22 protein-coding genes are annotated in these 21,631 nt (G+C 68.4%); 15 read left to right on the top strand and 7 right to left on the bottom strand.

The features are described 5' to 3' along the window. Positions 1-83: 83 nt before the first annotated feature. Positions 84-893, bottom strand: coding sequence for a transporter substrate-binding domain-containing protein (locus tag ACE3UA_RS09415; protein WP_374644407.1), 810 nt, complete (start codon positions 891-893; stop codon positions 84-86). Between the two features lie 238 nt (positions 894-1,131). On the opposite strand from ACE3UA_RS09415, the gene ACE3UA_RS09410 reads away from it, so the two are divergent. From ACE3UA_RS09410 to ACE3UA_RS09400, 3 genes are all read left to right on the top strand, one after another. Further along, positions 1,132-2,154 (top strand): Ldh family oxidoreductase, encoded by a 1,023-nt coding sequence (locus ACE3UA_RS09410; protein WP_374644405.1) that lies wholly within the window; start codon positions 1,132-1,134, stop codon positions 2,152-2,154. Between the two features lie 97 nt (positions 2,155-2,251). Further along, positions 2,252-2,476, top strand: coding sequence for an AbrB/MazE/SpoVT family DNA-binding domain-containing protein (locus ACE3UA_RS09405; RefSeq protein WP_374644403.1), 225 nt, complete (start codon positions 2,252-2,254; stop codon positions 2,474-2,476). Continuing rightward, a complete protein-coding gene (locus ACE3UA_RS09400; protein WP_374644401.1) occupies positions 2,473-2,859 on the top strand; it encodes a type II toxin-antitoxin system death-on-curing family toxin in 387 nt (128 codons plus the stop codon). Before ACE3UA_RS09405 ends, ACE3UA_RS09400 begins: the two co-directional genes overlap by 4 nt. Before the next feature lie 60 nt (positions 2,860-2,919). On the opposite strand, the gene ACE3UA_RS09395 is transcribed toward ACE3UA_RS09400, so the two are convergent. From ACE3UA_RS09395 to ACE3UA_RS09385, 3 genes are all read right to left on the bottom strand, one after another. Next, the gene (locus ACE3UA_RS09395; RefSeq protein WP_197643793.1) at positions 2,920-3,882 is read right to left on the bottom strand and encodes a dihydrodipicolinate synthase family protein; all 963 of its coding nucleotides are present in this window, start codon (positions 3,880-3,882) and stop codon (positions 2,920-2,922) included. Between the two features lie 99 nt (positions 3,883-3,981). Continuing rightward, positions 3,982-4,689, bottom strand: coding sequence for a GntR family transcriptional regulator (locus ACE3UA_RS09390; RefSeq protein ID WP_374644399.1), 708 nt, complete (start codon positions 4,687-4,689; stop codon positions 3,982-3,984). A 105-nt stretch (positions 4,690-4,794) separates the two neighbouring features. Next, positions 4,795-5,220, bottom strand: coding sequence for an OsmC family protein (locus ACE3UA_RS09385; RefSeq protein ID WP_374644397.1), 426 nt, complete (start codon positions 5,218-5,220; stop codon positions 4,795-4,797). A gap of 278 nt (positions 5,221-5,498) precedes the next feature. On the opposite strand from ACE3UA_RS09385, the gene pxpA reads away from it, so the two are divergent. The 6 genes from pxpA to ACE3UA_RS09355 all read left to right on the top strand — a co-directional run bounded on the left by pxpA (position 5,499) and on the right by ACE3UA_RS09355 (position 11,861). Next, positions 5,499-6,233: a 5-oxoprolinase subunit PxpA gene (pxpA, locus tag ACE3UA_RS09380; protein WP_374644395.1), complete on the top strand. Its 735-nt coding sequence runs from the start codon at positions 5,499-5,501 to the stop codon at positions 6,231-6,233. Between the two features lie 2 nt (positions 6,234-6,235). Beyond that, positions 6,236-7,681, top strand: coding sequence for a hypothetical protein (locus ACE3UA_RS09375; protein WP_374644393.1), 1,446 nt, complete (start codon positions 6,236-6,238; stop codon positions 7,679-7,681). A gap of 28 nt (positions 7,682-7,709) precedes the next feature. After that, positions 7,710-8,792, top strand: a complete 1,083-nt coding sequence (locus ACE3UA_RS09370; RefSeq protein ID WP_374644391.1) for an ABC transporter ATP-binding protein — start codon at positions 7,710-7,712, stop codon at positions 8,790-8,792. 38 nt (positions 8,793-8,830) lie between these two features. Further along, a complete protein-coding gene (locus tag ACE3UA_RS09365; RefSeq protein WP_374644389.1) occupies positions 8,831-10,027 on the top strand; it encodes a hypothetical protein in 1,197 nt (398 codons plus the stop codon). A gap of 62 nt (positions 10,028-10,089) precedes the next feature. Then, positions 10,090-11,013, top strand: a complete 924-nt coding sequence (locus ACE3UA_RS09360; RefSeq protein ID WP_374644387.1) for an ABC transporter permease — start codon at positions 10,090-10,092, stop codon at positions 11,011-11,013. Between the two features lie 2 nt (positions 11,014-11,015). Continuing rightward, positions 11,016-11,861, top strand: coding sequence for an ABC transporter permease (locus ACE3UA_RS09355; protein ID WP_374644385.1), 846 nt, complete (start codon positions 11,016-11,018; stop codon positions 11,859-11,861). Between the two features lie 17 nt (positions 11,862-11,878). Here the strand turns inward: ACE3UA_RS09355 and ACE3UA_RS09350 are convergent, their stop codons facing one another. Then, on the bottom strand, positions 11,879-12,538 hold the full coding sequence (locus ACE3UA_RS09350; RefSeq protein WP_374644383.1) for a GntR family transcriptional regulator: 660 nt from the start codon (positions 12,536-12,538) through the stop codon (positions 11,879-11,881). Between the two features lie 128 nt (positions 12,539-12,666). On the opposite strand from ACE3UA_RS09350, the gene ACE3UA_RS09345 reads away from it, so the two are divergent. Genes ACE3UA_RS09345 through ACE3UA_RS09320 form a run of 6 tightly spaced genes read left to right on the top strand, consistent with a single transcriptional unit; the run spans position 12,667 to position 18,580 of the window. Further along, a complete protein-coding gene (locus ACE3UA_RS09345) occupies positions 12,667-13,530 on the top strand; it encodes an allophanate hydrolase subunit 1 (RefSeq protein ID WP_374644381.1) in 864 nt (287 codons plus the stop codon). Further along, entirely contained in the window at positions 13,527-14,516 is a 990-nt protein-coding gene (locus ACE3UA_RS09340) for a biotin-dependent carboxyltransferase family protein (protein ID WP_374644379.1), read from the top strand. The genes ACE3UA_RS09345 and ACE3UA_RS09340 overlap by 4 nt, the downstream gene beginning before the upstream one ends. Continuing rightward, entirely contained in the window at positions 14,509-15,579 is a 1,071-nt protein-coding gene (locus tag ACE3UA_RS09335; protein ID WP_374644377.1) for a phosphotransferase, read from the top strand. Before ACE3UA_RS09340 ends, ACE3UA_RS09335 begins: the two co-directional genes overlap by 8 nt. Before the next feature lie 5 nt (positions 15,580-15,584). Then, complete coding sequence (locus ACE3UA_RS09330) at positions 15,585-16,913, top strand: aspartate aminotransferase family protein (protein ID WP_374644375.1); 1,329 nt, start codon at positions 15,585-15,587, stop codon at positions 16,911-16,913. Between the two features lie 36 nt (positions 16,914-16,949). After that, positions 16,950-17,192 carry a biotin/lipoyl-containing protein gene (locus ACE3UA_RS09325; protein WP_374644373.1) on the top strand — a complete coding sequence of 81 codons (243 nt, stop codon included), beginning with the start codon at positions 16,950-16,952 and terminating at the stop codon, positions 17,190-17,192. A 2-nt stretch (positions 17,193-17,194) separates the two neighbouring features. Next, positions 17,195-18,580, top strand: a complete 1,386-nt coding sequence (locus tag ACE3UA_RS09320; RefSeq protein WP_374644371.1) for an acetyl-CoA carboxylase biotin carboxylase subunit — start codon at positions 17,195-17,197, stop codon at positions 18,578-18,580. Between the two features lie 9 nt (positions 18,581-18,589). Here ACE3UA_RS09320 and ACE3UA_RS09315 read toward each other — a convergent pair whose 3' ends face one another. Beyond that, positions 18,590-19,471 (bottom strand): bestrophin family protein, encoded by an 882-nt coding sequence (locus ACE3UA_RS09315; RefSeq protein ID WP_374644369.1) that lies wholly within the window; start codon positions 19,469-19,471, stop codon positions 18,590-18,592. A gap of 68 nt (positions 19,472-19,539) precedes the next feature. After that, positions 19,540-21,630: an FAD-dependent oxidoreductase gene (locus ACE3UA_RS09310; protein WP_374644367.1), complete on the bottom strand. Its 2,091-nt coding sequence runs from the start codon at positions 21,628-21,630 to the stop codon at positions 19,540-19,542. Position 21,631: the final 1 nt, after the last annotated feature.

Genomic DNA, 21,631 nt, shown 5'->3' with positions numbered 1-21,631 from the left:
AGTTGTAGTTGAACATGGCCGCCCCGGAGAGGATGCAGGAAGGCGTGATGCGGGGGCTGCCCCCGCATCACGTCACGTCCGTATCAACGGTAGACGCCGTCGATCGTCAGCTTGGCCGGCTCGCCCTCGCCGACCCATTTCTTGTACAGCTCGGCATAACGGCCGGTGCGGACCTGCTGGTTGATGAACAGGTTCATGTAGTTGATCAGGCCGTATTCCTCGCGCAGGGTGATCAGCGCGACATAGTCGGGCACCATCGGGGCCTTGTCGACGATCTTGATGCCGGGGAAGTTGCCCGATTTCACGTTGGCCTCGGCCACCTCGACGGTGGAGACGGTGGCGTCGAGCTGGCCCTGGCTGAGGGCGAGGAAGACGTCGGCCTGGTTCTGGTAGGGCCGGAACTCGCCCTCGCCCCATTCCTTGACCTTGCCTTCCAGCCAGATCGCCTCGTAGGTGCCGGCGGTGGCGCCTACGACCTTGCCCTTCATGCCCTCCCAGTTCGCCATCTCGACGCCCTCGCTGGCGACGACGGCGTTCTCGAAGGCGTAGTAGGGGATGGTGAAGCCCACGGTCTTGGCCCGCTCCAGCGTGTCGGAGGTCGAGGCCACGGCCACGTCGACCGAACCGGACATCAGGGCCGGGATCCGCTCGGGGAAGGTGGTCTCCACGACTTCGGCGGTCACGCCAAGGGCGGCGGCCAGGTCGTTGCAGTAATCGACGTCAAAGCCGATCGGGTTGTTGTCGGCATCGCGCGAGCCCATCGGCGGGAAGTCCAGCACGACCGCGCAGCGCAGCGTTCCGGCGGCGATGATATCGTCCAGCTTGTCCGCCTGTGCGGGCAAGGCCAGCGCGGCGGCCGCCAAGAGACCAGTCGTGAAGAGTGCCGGTTTCATGTTCTTCCTCCCATGGGTGACGTTCTGATTCCAGTTGTTGCAACAATCGGGTCGCGACGCAAACAAATCAATCACAAAATACAGGCAATATACAAGACTTATTCAAGATTCGGGTGGCCGGCCCCCGGATCGGGCCGAAGGGGCTGGACCTCGTCGCCGATTTGCATTCTTGCTGTATGCACATGGTCGGCCGCATGCCAGACACATGCCAGACACATGCCAGACAGGAGGCAGCGCCATGACACTCTCCGTCGCAACCCTTCAGGCCCGCGTCGAGGCCATCTTCCGCCGGGCCGGACTGAACCAGGTTCAGGCCGCGGCGCTGTCGCGGGTGATCGTCGCGGGCGAGCGCGACGCCTGCACCTCGCACGGGATCTATCGCATCGAGGGCGTCCTGCGGACGGTCAAGGCCGGCAAGGTCAAGGCGGATGCGCTGCCGGTGCTGGACCGGGGCGAGGGGGCCATCGTGCGGGTGGACGCGGGCGGCGGCTTCTCGAACCCGGCCTTCGAGCTTGGCCTGCCGGCGCTGGCCGAGCGGGCGCGCGAACTGGGGCTTGCGGCGCTGGTGGTGAACGATTGCACGCATTTCGCCGCCCTCTGGCCCGAGGTCGAGGCGATCACGGAACAGGGCCTGGCCGCGCTGGTCATGTGCCCGAGCTATGCCACGGTGGCCCCGGCGGGGGGCACGCGGCCGCTGCTGGGGACGAACCCGCTGGCCTTCGGCTGGCCCCGGCCGGGACGCGATCCCTATGTCTTCGACTTTGCCACCTCGGTGGCGGCGCGCGGCGAGATCGAACTGCACCGGCGGGCGGGCAAGCCCCTGCCCGAGGGCTGGGCCATCGACGCCGAGGGGGAGCCGACCACCGATCCGGTGGCGGCGCTTGGCGGGGCGATGCTGACCTTCGGCGGGCACAAGGGCTCGGCGATCAGCACGATGGTCGAGCTTCTGGCGGGGGTGATGATCGGCGACCTGACCAGTCCCGAGGCGCTGGAGGCGCTGGGGACCACGGCCCTTGCCCCCCGGCATGGCGAGCTGATCCTGGCGCTGTCGCCGGAGAAATTCGCCGCAGGCCGTCCGGGAGACCCCTTCGCGCGGGCCGAGGGGCTGTTGCAGGCGATCACGGGACAGGGCGCGCGCCTGCCCTCGGCGCGGCGCTATGCCGCACGGGCGAAGTCGGTGGCCGAAGGCATCGCGCTGACGGCGGCGGAGGTCGAACTGCTGGACCGGCTGCTGGAGCTGGGCCTGGACGGGGTGGCCTGACGGCGGAGGGAAAGGCCCTCCGGGGCGGTGCAATGTGGCAGGCTTGCCTTTCAGCGGCAGGGGCGTATATACGTTCATGTATCCATGAGGCCGCGTCATGTTTGAAACCAAGATCCGGAAAGTCGGCAATTCCGCCGTGATGACCCTGACGACCGAAATGCTCGCCCTCCTCGACGTGAGGGAAGGGGACACGCTCTTTGTCTTGCGCGGCGACGACGGCAGTCTGAAGATCACGCCGCACGATCCGGCGGTTGCGGCCGCGCTGGCCGCGGCGGAGATCGTGATGGACGAGAACCGCGACCTGCTTCAGGCGCTGGCATGAGGGAACCCGTCTGGGTTCCGCTTGCCGCCGTCCTTGCCATCCATGATCGGCAGATCGCCCGGCATGGCGGGGCGTCCGGCCTGCGCGACCAGGCCCTTCTGGAGATGGGCTGCGCCCGCGCGATGAACCTTGCCGCCTATGCCGACCCGGGGCTTGCGGGGATCGCCGCGGCCTATGCCTTCGGCATCGCCAAGGCGCATGCCTTCGTGGACGGCAACAAGCGCACGGCTTTCGTGACGGCGCTGACGTTTCTGCGGCTGAATGGCTACTCGTTCCGCCCCGATGCCATCGAAGGCGTCAGGATGATGGAGAACCTGGCGACCGGGGATGTCAGCGAGGCAGACTTTGCCGGCTGGCTGGCGGCCGGCATGAGCGCGATCTGATTTCCGCGAAGCGGAGATCGGGGCCCCGCCGGATCGCCAGCGGGGCCTTTCGCCAGAGGCTCAGACCTTGCAGGCCTGGACGGCGCCGGGCAGCTTGCTCCATTCCGCATACCAGGTCTTGAACTGCGCCAGTTGCGCCTCGGCCCAGCCGCGCTGGCTGGGGGTCAGGGCATCCGTCGGGTTCAGGTGCAGCGCGTATTCGGCATCGCCCTGCAGGACCATCATGTGCTTGTAGTAAAGCACGAGGTCGCCGCCCTCGTCCCAGGTGGACAGGACCTCCAGCGCCTCGCCCAGCTCCTGCGCGCGCTGGCGGGCATCGACGTCGCCCGCCGCGGCCGCCTTGGCCAGCGCCACGAAATGCAGGATCTCCTTCGGGATCACGTTGCCGATCCCGGTGATCGTGCCGGTCGCCCCGCATTTGACATAGCCGTGGTAGACGCCGGTATCGACGCCGGCCATCAGGATCACGTCGTCATCGGCGCTGGTGATATGCTCGGCCGCATAGCTCATCGCCTTGGCGCCGCCGAATTCCTTGAAGCCGAGGAGGTTCGGATGCTCGGCCCGCAGCGCGAAGAACAGGTCGGCGCGGGTCTCGAAGCCGTAGTGCGGGCTGTTGTAGATCACCGCCGGAAGCTCGGGCGCGGCCGCGAGCAGGGCCTTGAAATGGTTGCGCTGCGCCACGGGCGAGGAGCCGCGCGACAACACGCGGGGGATCAGCATCAGCCCGGCCGCGCCGACCTTCTGGGCATGGGCGGCATGGGCCACGGCGGTGGCCGAGTTCACCGCGCCCGTGCCCACGATCACCGGGACGCCGGCCTTGACCAGGCGCTCCACGCCCTCCATCCGCTGGGCGTCGGTCAGGAGGGGCCAGTCCCCCATCGAGCCGCAATAGACCACGCCGGTCATGCCGGCGGCCATCAGCTCCTGCCCCTTGCGCACCAGCGCGTCGAAATCGGGGGTGCGGTCCGCCTTGCAGGGCGTCATCAGCGCGGGGATCACGCCCCGGAAAATCGCCGTATCCATATCGGAACTCCTTGTCATGCGCGTTGGCCATGCGTCGGCCGGGGCCGAATCTCTCCGCCATGATAGCTTTTGCATTTTTCTTGTCGACAAGAATCCGCGCTAGAGCGGAACCTTCTGGCGTTCGTCGCGGGCGAAGAGCTTCTGGATCTGGCGCACGATCTGATCGGCATGGGCGCTGGCGATCTTGTCGCAAAGCGCCACGTCCCGCGCGGCGATGGCGGCGATCATCGCCTCGTGCTCGTCGACATATTCCCGGGGCAGCCGGTCGTCGAAGGACTGGTAATAAAGCCGCAGGATCCGCCGCCCCTCGTTCAACAGCCGCAGAGTGAGGGTGGTGAAATAGGGATTGCGCCCCGCCTCGGCGATGGCGGCGTGAAGCTCGCGGTTGATGGCGATCATCGCCAGCGCGTCCTGCGCGGCGACGGCGGCGGCATAGTCGGCCTGGTGGGCGCGGATCGTCACGAGGTCTTCGGGCCGGTGATACTGGGCCGCGAGACGGGTGGTGACGCGATACATCAGCGTGATCGCGTCATAGAAGGTGTGCAGGTTCAGCACGTCGATGGTCGCCACCATGGCCGAGCGGTTGGGCAGCGTCTCGACCAGCCCCTCTCCCGCCAGGCGGACCAGCGCCTCGCGGATCGGGGTGCGCGACATGCCGAAACGCTCGGCCAGCTGGACCTCGTCGATATGGGTGCCGGGCGCGAGCTTCAGGTCCAGGATCTCGTCGCGCAGCATCTCGTAGACGACTTTCACCCCCGAGCCGCGCTTGCGCTCGGGCAGGCCGCCCTCACCACCGTCAGTCGTCATGCGAACACCCAAGGCCCGGAAACATTTTGTCGACGCAGAAAATACAACTTTGCCGGGTGGGTGGCAACCGCCGCCCCGCAGGCGGCGGACAGGTCTTGCGGCGGGCTAGAGCAGCTCTGCCGCGAGCGTGATCTTGATGGCGGCCAGTGCGCGCGAGACGGGGCAGGCGTCCTTTGCCTTCTCGGCCAGTTCCTTGAAGCGCCCCTCGGCGATGCCGGGCACCTTTGCCCGGAGCGTGAGGGCGCTGCCGGTGATCCCGGTGCCGGGCACCAGCTCGACCTCGGCCTTGACCTCAAGGTTCTCGGCCGGCGTGCCGTTCTCGGCCAGGAAATGTGCAAGCTGCATCGCAAAGCAGCCGGAATGCGCCGCGGCGATCAGTTCTTCCGGGTTCGTTCCGGACTGGCCAGCCTCGTCCACGAAGCGGCCCTTGTGGGTATAGGGCTGCTTGCGGAAAACGCCGCTCAGCATGTCGAGCGTACCTTGTCCGTCGACCAGCGAGCCCTGCCAAAGGGCGGTTGCCGAACGCTTCATGTGATGCTCCTTCGCAGTTGATGATGCTGTCCCGTGGGATGATGTAGCCCGGCGCCCTGCTGTCCGGCGCCTGATCGACCAGAGGCACGGCGGGCCGCTGATGCCGGGATCATCGCGCATCGGGGCGGTGGTTTCCAGTAACATGTGGCGGGCGCGGCGGCGGAGGGCAGCCTTCGGCCGTTCACATCCGTCCGGCAGGCCAAGATCAGCCTTGACATCCGGGGGCGCCAGTGGTCGATATAGGATGTATGATATATCAAACCAACGGGGACGGGCCGATGGTCACGATCAACTGCGACATGGGCGAAGCCTTTGGCATCTACCGCTTCGGCGATGACACGGCCTGCATGCCCTTTGTCACCCATGCGAACGTCGCCTGCGGGTTCCATGCCTCGGACCCGAACGTGATGTGGAGCACGGTCCGCGCGGCGAAGGCGGCGGGGATCAGGGTCGGCTCGCATCCCGGCCTGCCGGATCGCGAGGGTTTCGGCCGGCGGCCGATGCGGATGTCGCGGGCGGAAGTGGCCGCGCTGACCATCTACCAGACCGGCGCGCTGGCCGGTTTCCTGAAGGCCGAGGGGATGGACCTGTCCCATATCAAGCCGCATGGCGCGCTGTTCGGCATGGCCCAGAACGACCCGGAGGTCGCCGAAGGAATCGCGGATGCGGCCGAGATCTTCGGCGTTCCGGTCATCGCATTCTCGGATTGCTGCATGTCCGAGGTCTTTGCCCGGCGCGGCATTCCGTTCAGCTGCGAGTTCTATGTCGATCTGGACTATGGCGACGATGGCCGCCAGGTCATCTCGCGCGAGCATCCGCCGATCGCGGCCGAGGCGGTGGCCGAGAAGGTCCGCCGCGCGGTCGAGGAGGGCGTGACCCGCGCGATGAGCGGCAAGGATGTCCGCGTGGTGGCCGAGTCGATCTGCGTCCATTCCGATACGCCCAACGCCATCGTCGTCGCCCGCGCCGTGCATGAAGAACTGGGCCGGCGCGGCCTTCTGCCCTTGGGCTGACGATGTTCCGCGCGATCGGGGGCCATGCATTGCAGGAGGATCTGGCTGGGGCGCTTGTCCCGGCCTTTCGCGCGATTGGCGCCTCGATCGGGCCGGATGGCCGGCATGTGGTCTATTCGACCGGCAACCGGGTGGCGACCGCCGCCTCGGGCAGCGAGATCGCGCGGCGGGTCTGCTCGGACCATTTCGCGGCGCGGCTGCTGAAGGAGACGCTGCTCGAGGCCGAGCGCGACCTGGGCGACGGGACGGCGCGGCTTGCGGTGATGGCCGGGGCGGCGCTGGCGGCGGCGCGGCGCGGGATCGCGGCGGGCGCGGTGCCGGAACGGGTGATCGCGGCGCTGCTGGCGCTGCGCCCCGCGCTGGACGAGGCCTTTGCCGCCGAGCGCGCCGAGGCGGTCGATCCGGTCGCGGTCGCGCTGGCCGCCGGGGCCGAGGCAGAGCTGGCGCGGCGGCTGGCCGAGGCCTGCGCCGCAGTGGGAACGGCGGGCCTGGTCGAGGTGGCGGAAGGCCAGGAGCCGGGGCTGAGGCTGGACATCCGGCAGGGCTTCGGCTTCGACGCCAGGCCGGTGGGCGGCGCCGGGCTGGATGCGATGGGGCCGGTCCATCTGATCGTCGCCAACGAGGTGATCCGGGATTTCCGCAGCCTTGCCCCGGTGATCGAGGGCTTTGCCCGCAGCGACAAGTCGCTGGTGATCGCCGCGCGCGGGCTGGAGGATCAGGCGCTGCATCTGATCGAGCGCAACCGGCAGGCCGGGGTGCTGAAGGTCGCGGCGCTGCTGCCGCGCGATGCGGGGCCGCGCGCGGCCGAGATCCTGGAGGACCTGGCCATCGCGACCGGCGCGGTGCTGGTCTCGGATCACGCGGGGGTCTCGCTTGACGCGCTGAGGCCCGCGATGCTGGGCCGGGCGGAAAGCTACCGGCGCGAGGGATCGCTGGTCACCCTGACCGGGGTCGCGGGCGAGCCGGAGCGGATCGCCCCCCGGCTGCGGGTGATCGAGGCCGAGATTGCCGCCAAACGCTATCTGCCGCTGGACCGGGAACATGCCCGGCAGCGCCATGCCCGGCTGTCCGGGCACTGGGCGGAACTGCGGATCGGCGCGCGCGGCGGGGCGGGCGATGCGGTGGCCCAGGCCCGGCGGGCGCTGGCCTCGATGCGCTCGGCCCGCGATGGCGGCGTGATCGACGGCGGCGGGCGCGGGCTGGACCGGATCGCGGCCCGGCTGGAGGCCCGATCCGCCGGAACGGGACCGGACGCCACGGCGCGGGCGATGCTTCTGGCCGCCCTGCGCGCGCCGGGGATCTGCCTGCGGCGGAACTCTGGCGCGGCCGAACCCGTCAGGACCGCCCCGGTCACCGATCCGGCCGGGCTGTCCCGCAGCCTTCTGGATGTCGCGCTTTCGCTGGCCGGCCGTCTTGCCGGTCTTGAAGGCGCGGTCATCCGCCACTGAGACACCGACAGAAAGAAGCGAAAGCCCGATGAAAGACAGCAGCAGGGAGCCGATGCTCGAGGTGGAGGATGTCGTGCACCGCTACGGCATGGTGACGGCGCTTTCGCATGTCTCGCTTTCGGCGGGACGCGGCGAGTTCCTGACCATCCTCGGCTCCAGCGGCTCGGGCAAGACGACGATGCTGCGGGTGATCTCGGGGCTGGAGATGCCGACCTCGGTCAAGGTGCTGCGCATCGGCGGGGCCGATGTGGCGAACCTGCCGGCGGCCAAGCGCAACTGCACGACCGTGTTCCAGAACTATGCGCTGTTCCCGCATATGAGCGTGGTGGAAAACGTGGCCTACGGGCTGCGCATCCGCAAGGTGAACGCGACGGACGCCCTGCGCGAGGCGCGCCGCGCGCTGGCGATGGTGCAACTCGAGGCGAAGGCCGACCGCCGGATCAGCCAGCTTTCGGGCGGCGAGAAGCAGCGCGTGGCGCTGGCCCGCGCGGTCGTGACCCAGCCGGCGATCCTGCTCTTGGACGAACCCCTGGGCGCGCTGGACGAAAAGCTGCGCCAGGACATGCAGATCGAGCTGATGGAGCTGCAACGCTCGCTGGGGATGACCTTCGTCTACATCACCCACAGCCAGGAAGAGGCCCTGACGATGAGCGACCGCGTGGTGCTGATGAGCCACGGCCGCATCGTGCAGAGCGGCGGGCCGCTGGATCTGTTCGACCGCCCGGAAAGCCGTTTCGCGGCCGAGTTCATGGGCTATGAGAACATCCTTCCCGCCCGCCTGATCGGCCGCGAGGGGACGACGGGGATCGTGGAGTTCCCCGGCGGCGCGCGCACCAGGGGCGTGGTCACGGTGGAGGGGCTGAAGGCGGGCGATGCCGTCTGCGTGGCCCTGCGCGCCGAGCGGATCGCCCCGGCGGCGGAAGGCGCGACCGACGCGCTGAAGGCCCAGGTCACGAACCGGGTCTACCGGGGCAAGTACATCGACATCGCGCTGGCGACCGATGCGGGGCCGCTGCGCCTGCGCAGCTGGCACGGCTCGCATGTCGAAAGCGAGGATATCCGGCGGATTGGCTGGAACACGAACGACGCGGTGATCTTCGCCGCCGAGTAGGAACCGGGACGCAACACGGAACCAACAGGAGAGAAGCAATGAAGGACAAATTCTCGACCTACAGCCAGGCGCAGCTGACCCGGCGCAGCCTGATGCAGGGAATGAGCGCCATCGCGGGCCTTGCCGCCCTTGGCGCGGCGGGGCGGGCGGCGGCGCAGGACATGCCGCTGGTCAAGGCCTATGGCGTGCCGACCGCGGCGCTGAAGGACTGGGCGCCCATGGAGAAATCCATCGGCGTCCGCTGCGAGCTGAGCGGCGCCAGCAACGACGTCGGCGTCTTCATGCGCGACGTCATGGGCGCGAACATGGGCGACAGCGTCGACCTGTTCATCTTCGAGTCGGGCACCGAGGACATCCTGGGGCCGCAGGGTCTCTATGCCCCGCTGGACGAGAAGCACCCCGAGCTGACCCTGTGGGAGCGGACCTCGGACGACTGGAAACGCTCGGCCGTGGTGCAGGACACCGAGGGCAACCAGTGGGGCGTTCCGGTCATCGGCAACGCCGACAGCTTCGGCTACTTCCCCGAGAAGCTGGGCCTTGCGCCCGACAGCGAGGAAGAGCTGTCCTGGTCGCTGATGTTCGAGGACGAGGCCACCCGCGGCCGCGTGGCCTATGGCAATGCCTATACCTATTCGATGGGTCCGGCGGCGCTGTATCTGCAGGCCAAGGGCGCGGCGCAGATCGGCAATGTCGCCGACATGACGCCGGAAGAGGCGAAGGTCGTCGCCGACTTCCTGATCGAGCGCAAGAAGGCGGGCCAGTTCCGCACCCTCTACGGCGCCTTCGAGGAGCAGATCCAGTTGCTGACCAACAAGGAAGTCGACGTGATCAACTGCTGGGAACCGGCCGTGCGCGAGGCGAATCTTGTCCTGGGCCCGGACGCGACCCGCTATGCCTATACCAAGGAAGGCTATTTCAAGTGGGGCCACGGCGCCTATATCGCCGCGCAGGCGGTCGATCGCGGCAATCTGGACGCCATCTACAAGGTGCTGAACTACTTCCTCAGCGGCGAATACCGCGCGCTTCAGGCCCGCGACCGCGGCTATGCCGGCCCGAACATGGACCTGGGCGTGGAATATGCCGAGACGAACGGCTGGACCGCCGAGGAGGTCGCCGCGCTGAAGGCGACCGAGGCCAAGGTCAACAAGAAGTTCGCCAAGCCCTATGTCTCGACCACCACGCCGAACAACGCGAGCGCGATGGAAGAGGAATGGCAGCGTTTCCTCAACGCCTGAGCCAATGACAGTTCCGGGCGCGCGCCTGGCGCGCCCGGCTTTGCGCGGAACGGATCACGAATATGCAGCAAATCGCTGGCACCGCCGGCCGGGCGGGAGTCTTCTCGGGCATTCTCCGAAGGCTGGCGACCATGAATGTCGCGGTCTGGCTGATCGTGCTGGCCTGGTTCGTCCTGGTGATCGTGCCGATCATCGTGCTTTTTGCCTTCAGCTTCTTCACGACCGAGCAGTTCCGCACCGTCTATACGCCCACGACGACGACCTGGGTGGAGCTGTTCTCCTCGGGCCGGTGGGAGGTGACGCTGCGCACCCTGCGCATCGCGATGACCGTGACGCTGATCGAACTGGCCGTGGGCTTTCCCTTTGCGCTGTGGCTGGCCAAGGGCCGGGTCGGCAAGGTCGGGCGCGCGGTCTGCCTGGCGATGCTGACGATCCCGTTCTTTCTTGACGTCTCGTCGCGCACCATCGTCTGGCGGGCGATCCTGGGGCAGTCGGGGCTGGTCAATACCGTGCTGATCGGGCTGGGCCTGACCGACGCACCGCTGGACTGGCTGCTTTATTCCGAGGTCGCGGTGCTGTTCGGGATGGTGGTGACGCTGTTCCCGCCCATGGTGATGCCGATCTACCTGGCGATCAGCCTGATCGACGACACGCTGCTCGAGGCGAGCAACGACCTTGGCGCCTCGCCCTGGCAGACGCTGTCCCGCGTCATCATCCCCCTGTCGCTGCCCGGCGTGATGACCGGCATCGTCTTCAGCCTGGGGCCGGCGCTGGCCGCCTGGGTCGAGCCGGGGATGCTGGGCGGCGGCTTCGTCAACCTGATCTCGAACTCGATCGAAAGCGCCTATTCGGCGCTGCGCTATCCGGTCGTCGCGGCGCTGTCGGCCTTCGTGATCCTGCTGCTGCTTCTCATGCTGGGGGCCATGTACCTGATCGCGCGCCGGTTCGGCGATCCGGCCTCCTCGTTCCGCGTCCTGAGGGGGTGACCATGGAAAACCGCATCGCCTTCGCCAGGCTCGCCCCGATCTCGCCAAAGCTTGAAATCAGCCATGCGCCGGTCTGGAAGCGGCTGGGCAAATGGGGCGGCTTCGCGATGCTGGGGCTGATCTATTTCCCGCTTCTGTGGCTGATCCTGCTGTCGATCAGCCGCAATCCGCTGGGCGGGATCCCCGGTGACTTCTCGCTGGAGCATTACCGCGCGCTGTTCGCCAATTCCGAATGGCACATGCCGATGCTGGCCAGCCTGGTGATCGGCGTGATCGTCGGGCTGATCTGCGCGGTGGCCGCCACGATCATCGGCCGGGCGCTGCCCGGGCTGAACAGCCCCGGCAAGGTGCTGTTCCTGTTCGTGATCCCGCTGTTCGTGCCGGGCATGTCGATGGGGGCGGCGCTGCTGATCTTCACCCGCGCGGTGCTGGGGCTGAAGCTGGGGTTCTGGTCGGTGGCCCTGGGGCATTTCGTCTGGGCCTTCCCCTTCGCGCTGCTGATCATCCTGGTCGTGACCACCCGCTTCGACCACCGCCTGGTCGAGGCCGGCCGCGATCTGGGCGCCAGCAACTGGCGGGTATTCTGGGACATCGAATTCCCGATCCTGATGCCGGGCATCGTCAGTTCGGCGCTGTTCGGGTTCCTGATGTCCTTCAACGAGGTGATGCGCTCGATCTTCCTGCGCGGCACGACCGAGACCATGCCGGTCTGGAGCTGGGTCCAGGCCGCGGCCCAGCAAAGCCAGGTGCCGATCATCTTCTCGCTGGCGTCGATCGTGCTTCTGGTCACCCTGCCGCTGCTTTGTGCGGCCTTCTGGCTGCTGTTCGTCAAGCTTGACAAATCGTGAGCCCGGAGATGGATCCCTCAGGGCGCGGCCGAGGCCAGGCGCGGCATCAGCGACCTGGCCGCGAGGGTCAGGTCGCGCTCCATGCAGGCGCGCGCGGCCGCCGCGTCGCCACGCTCCAGCGCAGCGACGATGTGGACATGCTCGTCGTTGGCGTGCTGGCGGAAATGGTCGCTGTCGAAAAGCCCGGTGAAGACCGGCCCGACCTTCAGCCACAGGCCCTGGATCACATGCAGCAGTTCCTCGTTCCCGGACTTCTCGTAGATGCGGAAATGGAATTCCCGGTTCAGCTGCAGATAGGCCCGCGCGTCGAAGGTCTTGGCCGTGGCGGCGATCCGGTCAAGGATCCCGCGCAGCTGGGCGATGTCCTCGGGCACAAGGCGCGGCACGGCCAGTTCGGTCGCCATCCCCTCCAGCGCCACGCGCACCGGCAGAAGCTGCGCGAATTTCTCGCGCGTCATCTGCGGCACCACGATCGAGCGGTTCGGCAGCACCACCAGCAGGCGTTCGGCCACCAGCCGTTGCAGCGCCTCGCGGATCGGCGTGGCCGAGATGCCGTAGGTTTCCGCAAGCGTGCGGATCACCAGCGGCTGCATCGGTGCGAAGATGCCGTTGGTCAGGCCCGTCAGGATCTCCTGGTAGGCGCGGTCGTTCAGCGGCTGATACTCGATCTTGGTCATGCCCATCTTCCTGCATTCATGACGCTTTTAAGACCATGCGCCAGATTTTGCACTTCTTATCACGTTGACGCTGTATTGTATATGATATATCAAATAGCAGGCGCGGGACGGCTCGGGGGGAGGGCGACATGCTGCACGATGAGCTGAGATTCTATCCCGGCGGGGATCGTGCCATCGAGGTCGAGCTGGGCGACGGCATGGACTTCACGCTGAACTTCACGGTTCACCGGCTGGTCGCCGCCGTGCGCGAGGCCCGGATCGCCGCGATCGAGGATCTGATCCCGGAACTGGCCTCGTTCCAGGTGAACTACGACCCGGACCGGATCTCGTATGAGGATCTGACGGCCGAGATTGCCCGGATCTACGCCCGCATCGGCGCCGGCGCCTCGGGGTCGCTGCCCAGCCGGCTGATCACCATGCCGGTCTGGTATTCCGACGACCAGACCACCGCATGCATCGAGGATTACCGCAAGACCTATCCCGACAAGCGCACCGACCCGGACCTGGTGTGCGAGATGAACGGCCTTGCGGACCGTGCGGCGCTGGCGCGGCTGCATTCGGGGACGGAATACTGGGTGGCGGCGCTGGGGTTCTGGCCGGGACTCTGCTCGCTGTTGCCGCTGCGGCCCGGGGCGCGGATCTTCGCGCCGAAATACAACCCGCCGCGCACCTGGACGCCGAAGGGCGCCATCGGGATCGGCGGGGCGCTGACCTGCATCTATCCCGATCGCACGCCCGGCGGCTATCAGCTGATCGGCCGCAGCCCGGCGCCGATCTACGACGGCGCGCAGCGCCTGCCCGCTTTCCGCGACAGCCTGGCCCTGTTCCGCGCCGGAGACCGCGTGCGCTTTCGCCCGGTCACGCAAGAGGAATGTGCCCAGATCGAGGCCGAGGTCGCCGCCGGCCGCTACGAACATGACATCGTCGAATACCAGGTCTTCTCGGTCGATCGGTATCTTGACTGGGCCAAGGGGCAAGGGGGCCGGGAATGAGCCAGCGCAGCATCAGTGTCGTCAAGCCGGGGCTTGAGACCACCGTCCAGGAACTGCCCGGCCGCATCGGCTTTCTCGAACAGGGGTTTCCGGTCTCGGGCCCGTTCGACGCCTGGTCCTTCCGGCAGGCCAACCTTCTGGTCGGCAACGACCGCGACGCCGCCGCGCTGGAGTGCCAGTTCCTGGGGCCGACCCTGCGGTTCGACAGCAATGCCGTCGTCGCGGTGACGGGCGCGGACATGCGGCCGACCCTGGACGGCGTGCCGGTGGCGATGTGGTCCAGCCATGTGGTGCGCGCCGGGCAGGTCCTGGCGCTGGGACCGGCCTATAGCGGGGCGCGCGCCTATGTGGCGATCTCGGGCGGGGTGGATAGCCCTGTCGTCCTGGGCTCGCGCGCGGTGTTCCACATGGCCGGGGTGGGCGGCCGGGCGCTGCTGGCGGAGCAGGTGCTGCCGCTGGGCGCGGCCGACCCGGCCAGGCTGGACGCGCCCGCACTGACGATCCCTCCGGCCCTGCGCCCCGGCTTTGCCACCGACCGCCGCTGGGACATCGAGGCCCTTGCCGGGCCGAACGACGACTGGCTCTCTCCCGAGGCGGTGGAGATGTTCTTCTCCTCCGACTGGGCGGTGCAGGCCAAGAGCAACCGCACCGGCATCCGCCTGACCGGCCCCGAGTTCAGCTTTGCCCATCGCGCGATCCACAAGAACAGCGACCACGGGCAAGAGCCGTCGAACATCATCGACCACGGCTATCCGCTTGGCGCGGTGAACCTGGCGGGGCAGACGCCGATCATCCTTGTCAACGACGCCCCCAGCACGGGCGGCTTCATCAACCCGTTCACGGTGGCCAGCGCCGCATTCTGGAAGCTGGCCCAGGCCAAGCCCGGCGACATCCTGCGCTTTCGCCGGATCGACCGGGCCGAGGCCGGACGCCTGCGCGCCGAACTGGGCCGTGTCACCAGCCCCGGAGTGACCGCACTTGCCTGAATCCATCGCCGAAGCCGCCAGCGCCACCCTGGGAGAGACGCTGGAAAGCCCGCCGCCGCTGATCGACGAGACCGCCGCCGCCGACCTGGTGCGCCGTCACTATGGCCTTGCGGCCGAGGCCCGGACCATCGCCTGCGAGCGCGACGCGAATTTCCAGATCACCGCCGAGGACGGCCGGAACTTTACCCTGAAGGTGTCCAATCCGGGCGAGCCGGCGGTCAACACCAACTTCCAGACCGAGGCGATCCTGTGGCTGGAGCGCGCCGATCCCGGCCTGCCGGTGCCCAAGGTGGTGCGGGCGCTGGACGGGCAGAGCGAGTTTCCCCTGCGGATGGCCGACGGGCGGACCAGCATCGTGCGGATGCTGACCTGGCTGGATGGCGTCCCGGTGGTCAGGGTCGGCGTCTCGGCCGCGCTGCGCCGCGACATGGGGCGGACCCTGGCGCGGCTGGGGGCGGCGCTGCGCGACTTCGACCATCCGGGCGCGTCGCATGACATCCAGTGGGACATCAAGCATGCCGGGCGCCTGCGCCCGCTGGTCGTCTCGCTGCCCGACAATGCGCTGCGCCGGCAGTTGCTGGCCGAACTGGACCATTTCGATGCGGTCGTGCAGCCCGCGCTGGCGGGATTGCGGCAGCAGGTGGTGCACAACGACCTGAATCACCACAACGTCCTGCTGGATCCGCGCGAACCCGACCGGGTCTCGGGCGTGCTGGACTTCGGGGACATGGTGAAGACGCCGCTGGTCGCGGATCTGGGCGTCGCCGCCTCGTACATGACGCATCAGGAGGACGGCGCGCTGCGCTGCGTGTCCGAGATGGTGGCGGCCTATCATGCGGTCGTGCCGCTGACCCGTCAGGAGATCGGGCTATTGCGCGACCTGACGGTGGCCCGGCTGGTGACCTCGATCGCCATCACCGAATGGCGCGCGGCCCGCTATCCGCAGAACGCCGATTACATCCTGCGCAACAACGGACCGGCGCGGACCGGGATGGACCGCTTTGCGACCCTGCCGCGCGAGGATGTCACTGCCGCGCTCTTGCGCGCCTGCAACATGGAGTGAAAGCGATGGTAACCGACACCGGCATGGTCAATGCCTTCGTCGAAGGCGCGGCCGAACTGGACGCGGCGACGGCGGCGATGATCGCGGACCGCAAGAAGCTGCTGGGGCCGGCCTATCGGCTGTTCTACCAGCGGCCTGTGCATTTCGTCCGGGGCGAGGGCGCCTGGCTGTACGATCCCGAGGGGAACGCCTATCTGGACGCCTACAACAACGTCACCTCGATCGGCCATTGCCACCCCAAGGTGGTCGAGGCCGTCAGCCGCCAGATGGCGACGCTGACCACCAACACGCGCTACCTGCACGAGTCGGTCCTGCGCTATGCCGATCGGCTGCTGGCGACCATGCCGGACGGGATCGGGCATTTCATGTTCACCTGCACCGGCTCGGATGCCAACGACCTCGCGGTGCGGATCGCGCAGTCCTATACCGGCGGGCAGGGCATCATCGTGACCGAGACCGCCTATCACGGCATCACGCAGACGGTGGCGGCCTTCTCGCCCTCGCTGGGCGAGAACGTGCCGCTGGGGATGCATGTGCGGACGGTCCGGGCGCCGGATTCCTATCGCAGCGCGACGGGCGATGTCGGGGCCGAGTTCGCGGCCGGCGTCCAGGCGGCGATCCGCGACCTGCAGCGCCACGGGATCAAGCCCGCGCTGTTCATCTGCGACGGCATCTTCTCCAGCGACGGGGTCTTCGACGGCCCGGCCGGGTTCCTGCAAGGCGCGGTCGAGGCGATCCGCGCGGCGGGCGGGGTCTATGTGGCGGACGAGGTGCAGTCGGGCTTTGGCCGCACCGGCGAGGCGATGTGGGGCTTCCAGCGGCACGGCGTGGTGCCGGACCTGGTGACGATGGGCAAGCCGATGGGCAACGGCTATCCGGTGGCCGGTGTCGCCGGGCGGCCCGAGGTTCTGGCGGAATTCGGCCAGAAGGCGAGGTATTTCAACACCTTCGGCGGCAATGCGGTGGCGGCCGAGGCGGCGATGGCGGTGCTTGAGGCGATCCAGTCCGAGGGGCTGGTCGAGAATGCCCGCAAGACCGGCCGCTATCTGAAGGACGGCATCAAGGCGCTGGCCTCGCTGCATCCCTGCATCGGCGACCTGCGCGGCGCGGGGTTGTTTCTGGGGGTGGAGATCGTCTCGGACCGCGTCGCCAAGACGCCGGACGCGGCCATGACCACCCGCATCGTCAACGGCCTGCGCGACCAGCGGGTGCTGATCTCGGCCTGCGCCAAGGCGGCGAACGTGCTGAAGATCCGGCCGCCGCTGATCTTTACCCGCGAACAGGCCGACATTCTGGTCGAACGGCTTGACCGCGTGCTGTCGCGCTGCGCCTGAGCCATGCCAACCCGTCACATGATCCGAGGATAACCAATGGCCATCAAACGCATCGAGTCGCCGCTTCCCGGCGTGGTCTATCTCTCGCCCGCCCCGGGCGAGCCCGTGTTCAAGGCCCCGGGCGACAGCGTCGCGGTGGGCGACACCCTGGCGCTGGTCGAGGTGATGAAGTCCTACATGCCGGTCGAGGCCGACGAGGCCGGCACCTTCATGGGCTACCTTGTCGAAAGCGAAACCGTGCTGGAGCCCGGCGAGCCGCTTTGCGAGCTTGAGGTCTGAGCATGGCCCCGATCCGCAAGCTGCTGATCGCCAACCGGGGCGAGATCGCGGTGCGCATCCAGCGCGCGGCGCGCGACCTCGGGATCCGCACGGTGCAGGTGGCCAGCGAGGCCGACCGCGACATGCTGGCCGCCCGCATGGCCGACGAGGTCATCGTGCTTGGCCCGCCCGCCGCGTCGAAGTCCTATCTCGCGGTCGACCGCCTGCTGGATGCCCTGCGCGACAGCGGGGCGGATGCGGTGCATCCCGGCTATGGCTTCCTGTCCGAGAACGCGGATTTCGCCCGCGCCGTCACCGCGATGGGCCGGATCTTCGTCGGCCCCGACGCGGACACGATCGAGCGCATGGGCGACAAGGTGAATGCCCGGCAGGCCGCGATCGCGGCGGGCGTGCCCGTCGTGCCCGGCAGCGACGGGCGGATCGAGGGCCTGGAACAGGCGCTCTCCCTGGCCGCGGAGATCGGCTATCCGGTCATGGTGAAAGCCGCCGCCGGCGGGGGCGGGCGCGGCATCCGCGTCTCGCATACGGCCGAGGAACTGGCCGCCGCCATTCCCACCGCCATGGCCGAGGCGAAGGCGGGTTTCGGCGATCCCGGCCTGTATCTGGAGGCCTATATCGAGAAGGCCCGCCATATCGAGGTGCAGGTCCTGGGCGATGGCGAGGACGTCATCCACCTGCACGAGCGCGAATGTTCCCTGCAACGCCGCCGCCAGAAGGTCTGGGAGGAAGCCCCGGCCGCGATGCTGGACCCCGGCCTGCGGGCGGAACTCTGCGCCTCGGCGGTGCGGCTGTCCAGGGCGGTCCGCTATCGCGGCGCGGGCACGATGGAATACCTTTACGACCCCGGCCGGCGAGCGTTCTATTTCATCGAGATGAACACCCGCATCCAGGTCGAACATCCCGTGACCGAGATGATCACCGGGATCGACCTGGTGCGCGAGATGCTGCTGATCGCCGGGGGCGGCAGGCTGCGGATGACGCAAGAGGAGGTCCGCTGCACCGGACATGCCATCGAGGTCAGGATCAACGCCGAGGACCCGGCCCGCAACTTCATGCCGAATCCGGGCCATGTCGAGACCCTGCGCCTTCCCGAAGGCCCCGGAATCCGCTTCGACGAGGGGATCTATGCCGGCTACCGGGTTCCGCCCTTCTACGACTCGCTTCTGGGCAAGCTGATCGTGGCGGGCGCGTCGCGGGACGAGGCGCTGGACCGGATGGCGGCGGCGCTGGACGGGCTGGAAATCGGCCCGATCGCGACGACGACCGCCTTGCACCGCGCCCTGGTGCGGGACCCGGCCCTGCGCGCCGGCGAGGTTTCGACCCGCTGGCTGGAGAGCTGGCTGGAAGGACCGGGAGTTGCGGCCATCAAGGCCGGGAGCGGAAGCTGACCGGGCGCGTCAGCTCAGGTAATGATTCACCGGCCGCAGGGGTTCGGGCGGGTCCTCGCCCAGATGCGGGGCCAGGCTGATCTCGGCGGCGCGGCAGATCGCATCCAGGGCGATGCCGTTCAGGCTGGTGGCGAAGGGGTGGCTCAGCTCCTCGGTCACCTCGGCCAGGCCAAGGAACATATAGGCCACCACCGCGACGAAGACGGGCGTCATCCAGCCCGTCGTCCCGATCAGCGCCAGCGGCAGGAGCAGGCAGTAGAGATAGGTCGTGCGGTAGATCAGCAGGGAATAGACGAAGGGCAGCGGGCTGTTGGCGATCCTTTCGCAGCCCGCCTGCTGCAGCGCCATGCTGGCCAGGCGGGCGGACAGCGCCCTTGCGCCGAAACCGTCCAGCCGCCCGTCGCGATGCGCTGCCGCAAGGGTGGCGTTCACCAGGTCGAGGGCGGCGTCCGGCGGGTGGGCGGCGGTTGCCACCTCCTCTTGCCCCGACGCGCGGGGCGACAGGCGGCGCAGGTTCAGCCGGTGGGCATGGAGGAAGACCAGCGCCTCGCGCAGGACCCGGTCGCGCGTGGGCCTGTCCGCCAGGAACACCTCGACCTCGCGCGCGAGGCTGCGCATGTCGGCCAGCAGCCCGCCCCAGAGCCGCCGCGCCTCCCACCAGCGGTCGTAGGCGGCGTTGTTGCGAAAGCCCAGGAAGAGCGACAGGCCGATGCCGAAGACGGCGAAGCTGGACCCGTCCAGATGCGGGGCAAGTCCGGTCATCCGGTCCAGGAACACGACCAGCGCCGCGACGATGCCGAGGATGAGGACCGGCCCGACGACGCGCGGCACGATCGAGCCGCGCAGGGCGGTCAAGAGGTCCCAGAGGCCCGGTTTTTCCCTGACGATCATGCGTGCCTCTTGCCTGCCCTTGCGCCCATGGTGTCCTGCCCGGCCCGAACAGTCAAATGCCGGGCAGGTCAGGGAAGTCGCGACGGCCCTGGCTCCAGCCTCGCCACTTCCCGGCGGAAGCGGGGGGTGTCGCCGCGGTCGTCTGGCATGTCCAGCTCCTCGGCAAAGCGGCGGCCGGCGTAGGTGGCCCAGGCGATGGGGCCGGGTGCGGCGGCATCGCCGATCAGCCTGACCGAACGCAGGCCGGCGCCCTCCCATTCGCCCTGCCGCGCGGCGAGGTCGTGGTAAAGGGCATCGTGCGGAATGCGCGAGGTGACCATGACCACGGCATCGGCGGGCAGGGTGGACGGCGCGCCGGTCCAGCAGCAGGCCAGGGTGACCTCGGCCGCGCCGATCGCCTCGGGCGCTTTCGACAGGTGGATGCGGACGCCGAGGTCCATCAGGCGGCGCATGATGATCGCCTGCTCCAGCGTGTTTTCCGCCCATTCGGCGACCTTGGCGGCGGGCGTCACGAAATCCACCGTGCAGCCGCGCGCGGCCAGGACCTCGGCCGTCAGCGAGCCCATGTAGAAATGGTCGTCGTCATAGACCGTGACGCGCCCGCCCGAGGGCCCCTGCCCCGCCATCAGGTCGTCGGGCGAAAAGACCGGCATGGCGGGATCGGTCGGGATCGGCAGCAGGTGCAGCCGGGCGACCGCATCGCGCCGCCAGCTGGAGCCGGTGGCGATGGCGACATGCTCGGCCCCCATCGCCAGCACGTCATCGGCGCTCAGACGGCTGTCGCGGTAGATCTCGGCGTTGGTCAGGGGCGCAAGCTGGCCGATCCGGTAATCCGCGACCCGTCCCCAGGCCGAGAGGCCCGGCAGGCCGCGTTCGCGGGCGACCCGGCCGCCCAGCACGGTCGTCGCCTCGGCCAGGGTGACCTGATAGCCCCGCCGCGCCGATTGCAGCGCCGCCTCCAGCCCCGTCGGACCGGCGCCGACCACCAGCACGCTGGACGAAGGCCCCTTGGGCCGCGCCCGTTCGGGATGCCAGCCCTTGCGCCATTCCTCCATGAAGGCGGTGTTCTGGGTGCAGCGGCTGATCCCGCCGGTCATGTCGCCCGAGACGCAGATGTTGCAGCCGATGCATTCGCGGATGTCCTCGAAGCGGCCCTCCTCGATCTTCCTCGGCAGGAAAGGGTCGGCGATCGAGGGCCGGGCCGCGCCGATGAAATCCAGGATGCCGGACCGGATCTGCCGCACCATCGCATCGGCGCTGGTAAAGCGCCCCACGCCGACGACGGGGCGCGAGGTCAGCGCCTTGATCCCGCGCACCAGATCCTCTTGCGCGCCCTCGGGCCGGAAGCGCGAGGTGCCCGAGCAGGCCTCCCAGGTGCCGTGGGCCAGATCCCAGAGGTCGGGCAGGTCGCCGTGCATCTCGATGAAATCGCGCACCTCGGCGTTGGAGAAACCGTGGGTCCCGGCCTCGTGCAGCGACATGCGGTAGGTGATCCCAAGCTCTCCCTTCGTCGCTTCCCGCGCCTCCTCGATCACCTCGCGCAGGAAGCGGCCGCGGTTTTCAAGGCTGCCGCCATATTCGTCGCTGCGGTGGTTGGTGGCGCGCGAGAGGAAGTGCTGGAAGATGCCGAAGCCATGCGCGCCATAGAGGCAGATCAGGTCGAAGCCCGCCTGCTGGCTGCGGCGGACGGCGTTGCGGAACCAGCGGCGCAGGTCGCGGATATCCTCGCGGTCCAGGGTGCGGGCCTGCACCGGATCGGAGGTGAAGGTCAGGATCGGCCCGCCCGTCACCGCCAGCGGCACGTCGCGGGAATAGAGGTTCGGCCCGTTGATCCCGGAATAGGCCAGCTGGATCCCCGCCAGCGCGCCATGGCTTTTCATCGCCTCGGCCATGGCGGCAAGCGCGGGGATATCCTTGTCCTCCCACAGGTGCTGCTCGATGAAGGGGGTGATCTCGGACGAGGGGTGGATCTCGGTCTGCTCGGTGAAGATCACGCCCCAGCCGCCCTCGGCCTTGGTGCGGCGCATCTCGGCGGCGGCGGAAGGGTCGCGGTAGCCGCCGCCGTTGCAATGCGGGACCTGGTAGAAGCGGTTCTTCGCCAGTTTCGGCCCGATCCGCAGCGGTTCGAAGAGGATGTCATAGCGGCTGTCGCGGGGCATG

Origin of the sequence: Tabrizicola sp., from assembly GCF_041919135.1 — a bacterium.
In the GTDB taxonomy this organism is placed as follows: Bacteria; Pseudomonadota; Alphaproteobacteria; order Rhodobacterales; family Rhodobacteraceae; genus Tabrizicola.
This window is presented reverse-complemented; position numbering and strand designations above follow the sequence as displayed.

Bases quoted from the DNA above. Each gene is read 5' to 3' on its own strand.
- ACE3UA_RS09320 (WP_374644371.1), top strand. From the start codon at position 17,195: ATGGCCCCGATCCGCAAGCTGCTGATCGCCAACCGGGGCGAGATCGCG.
- ACE3UA_RS09415 (WP_374644407.1), bottom strand. From the start codon at position 893: ATGAAACCGGCACTCTTCACGACTGGTCTCTTGGCGGCCGCCGCGCTG.
- ACE3UA_RS09385 (WP_374644397.1), bottom strand. From the start codon at position 5,220: ATGAAGCGTTCGGCAACCGCCCTTTGGCAGGGCTCGCTGGTCGACGGA.
- ACE3UA_RS09325 (WP_374644373.1), top strand. From the start codon at position 16,950: ATGGCCATCAAACGCATCGAGTCGCCGCTTCCCGGCGTGGTCTATCTC.
- ACE3UA_RS09355 (WP_374644385.1), top strand. From the start codon at position 11,016: ATGGAAAACCGCATCGCCTTCGCCAGGCTCGCCCCGATCTCGCCAAAG.
- ACE3UA_RS09375 (WP_374644393.1), top strand. From the start codon at position 6,236: ATGTTCCGCGCGATCGGGGGCCATGCATTGCAGGAGGATCTGGCTGGG.
- ACE3UA_RS09370 (WP_374644391.1), top strand. From the start codon at position 7,710: ATGAAAGACAGCAGCAGGGAGCCGATGCTCGAGGTGGAGGATGTCGTG.
- ACE3UA_RS09410 (WP_374644405.1), top strand. From the start codon at position 1,132: ATGACACTCTCCGTCGCAACCCTTCAGGCCCGCGTCGAGGCCATCTTC.
- ACE3UA_RS09350 (WP_374644383.1), bottom strand. From the start codon at position 12,538: ATGACCAAGATCGAGTATCAGCCGCTGAACGACCGCGCCTACCAGGAG.
- ACE3UA_RS09365 (WP_374644389.1), top strand. From the start codon at position 8,831: ATGAAGGACAAATTCTCGACCTACAGCCAGGCGCAGCTGACCCGGCGC.
- ACE3UA_RS09390 (WP_374644399.1), bottom strand. From the start codon at position 4,689: ATGACGACTGACGGTGGTGAGGGCGGCCTGCCCGAGCGCAAGCGCGGC.
- ACE3UA_RS09395 (WP_197643793.1), bottom strand. From the start codon at position 3,882: ATGGATACGGCGATTTTCCGGGGCGTGATCCCCGCGCTGATGACGCCC.
- ACE3UA_RS09360 (WP_374644387.1), top strand. From the start codon at position 10,090: ATGCAGCAAATCGCTGGCACCGCCGGCCGGGCGGGAGTCTTCTCGGGC.
- ACE3UA_RS09330 (WP_374644375.1), top strand. From the start codon at position 15,585: ATGGTAACCGACACCGGCATGGTCAATGCCTTCGTCGAAGGCGCGGCC.
- ACE3UA_RS09315 (WP_374644369.1), bottom strand. From the start codon at position 19,471: ATGATCGTCAGGGAAAAACCGGGCCTCTGGGACCTCTTGACCGCCCTG.
- pxpA (WP_374644395.1), top strand. From the start codon at position 5,499: ATGGTCACGATCAACTGCGACATGGGCGAAGCCTTTGGCATCTACCGC.
- ACE3UA_RS09405 (WP_374644403.1), top strand. From the start codon at position 2,252: ATGTTTGAAACCAAGATCCGGAAAGTCGGCAATTCCGCCGTGATGACC.
- ACE3UA_RS09400 (WP_374644401.1), top strand. From the start codon at position 2,473: ATGAGGGAACCCGTCTGGGTTCCGCTTGCCGCCGTCCTTGCCATCCAT.
- ACE3UA_RS09310 (WP_374644367.1), bottom strand. From the start codon at position 21,630: ATGCCCCGCGACAGCCGCTATGACATCCTCTTCGAACCGCTGCGGATC.
- ACE3UA_RS09345 (WP_374644381.1), top strand. From the start codon at position 12,667: ATGCTGCACGATGAGCTGAGATTCTATCCCGGCGGGGATCGTGCCATC.
- ACE3UA_RS09340 (WP_374644379.1), top strand. From the start codon at position 13,527: ATGAGCCAGCGCAGCATCAGTGTCGTCAAGCCGGGGCTTGAGACCACC.